The organism is Nocardioides dubius, assembly GCF_039528155.1.
Taxonomy (GTDB): domain Bacteria; phylum Actinomycetota; class Actinomycetes; order Propionibacteriales; family Nocardioidaceae; genus Nocardioides; species Nocardioides dubius.
The window spans coordinates 28,110-29,902 of sequence record NZ_BAAALG010000003.1 but is presented as its reverse complement, the minus strand read 5'-3'; the positions used below and the strand labels follow the sequence as shown (position 1 = coordinate 29,902).

General features: G+C 77.0%; 2 protein-coding genes. Both read right to left on the bottom strand.

Features of this window, described 5'->3' with window-relative positions; translation table 11 throughout:
* A partial coding sequence (locus ABD151_RS04300; RefSeq protein WP_343991700.1) for a DUF4131 domain-containing protein occupies positions 1–620 on the bottom strand: 620 nt, incomplete at its 3' end.
* Positions 621–624: 4 nt separating this feature from the next.
* On the bottom strand, positions 625–1,122 hold the full coding sequence (locus ABD151_RS21925) for a ComEA family DNA-binding protein (protein ID WP_425571859.1): 498 nt from the start codon (positions 1,120–1,122) through the stop codon (positions 625–627).
* Between the last annotated feature and the right edge of the window lie 671 nt (positions 1,123–1,793).

Genomic DNA, 1,793 nt, shown 5'->3' with positions numbered 1-1,793 from the left:
GCCGGCAGCAGCGCCCGCCCGGCAACCGGGCCTGCGGCGGTGTCGCGGATCGAGGCCCGCACGGCCGCTGCCAGCCGCCATCCCGAGGATGGTGGGGCCACCTCGACCGGCGCGCTGAGCAGCGTCAAGGTGGCGGCGGCGTCGTGGTCGGCGCTCGGCCGCAACCGGGCCGTCGCGCGGAGCCGGGCACCGAGCTCGGGCCCGTGGCCCGGCTCGGAGATCACCAGCACCGGCACCCGCACCGAGGTCCAGGCGCCGTCCGCACCGGCGATCGAGCGCACCGTGGCGCGGAAGAGGATCCGGGGGCGATAGCCGCCGGGCACCGGACGGGGATCGCTGCTCACCTGCAGCTCCACCTGGACGGCTTGCCGGGTGGCCGCCAGCCGGGCGAGCGCCGAGCGCTCCAGCGCCGCGTCACGCCAGGCCGCCGTCCCGGCCAGGGTGAGCGCGAGCAGGGTCCAGGCGAGCACCGCACGCCAGCCGAACCGGCGCGCGGCGAACGGCGCGAGCAGCACCGCTGCGGTGACGGCCACGGCTCGGGCTCCGGCGCCTCCGGTCAGCCCGAGCAGCGCGCCGCACCACGACGCCGCCGCCAGGGCCGGCAGTCGGAGGTCGGTCACCGGATCACAGCGTCACGTGCGGGGCGAGATCGGCCAGGGTCTTCTCCCCGATGCCGTCGACCTCCAGCAGCTGATCGACGGCGCGGAAGCCACCGTTGGCCTCGCGCCAGGCGACGATCGCCTGCGCGGTGACCGGTCCGACGCCGGGCAGGTCGTCGAGCTCGGCCAGGCCGGCGGTGTTCAGGTTCACCAGTACGCCGACCTCCCCACTTCCCTGCGGCGCAGCCGAGGCGGCGACCCCGGGCGGTGGGCGGGCACCGACCACGATCTGCTCGCCGTCGACCAGCACCCGGGCCAGGTTCAGGCTGCTCAGGTCCACGCCACGGCGCGCTCCCCCGGCCTCGGCCAGCGCATCGACGACCCGCGAGCCGGGCGGCAGCACGACGATCCCCGGGCGGCGCACCTTGCCGGCGACGTCGATCACCACCTCCGCCTCGCCTGCCGCCACCGGAGGCGAGGGGCCGAGCGGCGCCGTGACGGCGGTGGCGAGCGGGGAGGTCATCGCCGGCACGGGGGCCTGGCCCTGCTCCGAGCGCGTGCCGAGCGCCCACCAACCGGTGATCGCGAGCCCCACGACGGCAAGGACCGCGACGACCACGAGCTGCCCGGTGCCCAGCGCCACCCGCCCGCGCAGCTCGCGGAGCAGCACCGGCGGACGGCGTGCGGCGTGGCGCCCGGGCACCGGGATCGGTGACGCCTGGCGGCCNTGGCGGCCGGCCGTCGGGCGCTCGCCCCCCGGGCCCCCGGCAGCCCAGCGCGACGCCACCCGAGCCGGGCCGTGAGGTGACGGCGACGCGTCGGTGCCACCTCCCCCACGGATCGGCGCGAACGGCCGGATCCGCGTGTGCTCCTCCACCTCCGGCGCCCGTTCAGGCGACGCGGCTTCGGTGCGCGCGGCGCCCAGCTCGACGCGCAGCAGCTCGAGCCGGCGCGCCAGCGCTTCGGCATGCTCCTGTGCTCCTCGACCTCGCATGCCGCGACGCTAGGTCGCCCGAGCAGAGTCCGGTGCCGGCCCGGCGTCGCCTGTGGATGACCGCCTGATCCACCCGAGCCCAGGCGCCGGCCAGGTTCGCCCTACCCGGCCACCGGAACGTTCGGCGTCAGGGAAACGCTGATCAATGGGGTGAGTGCCAGCGTCGCTCCGGTGCGTGCATGGGTGGTGCCGACGAGGGA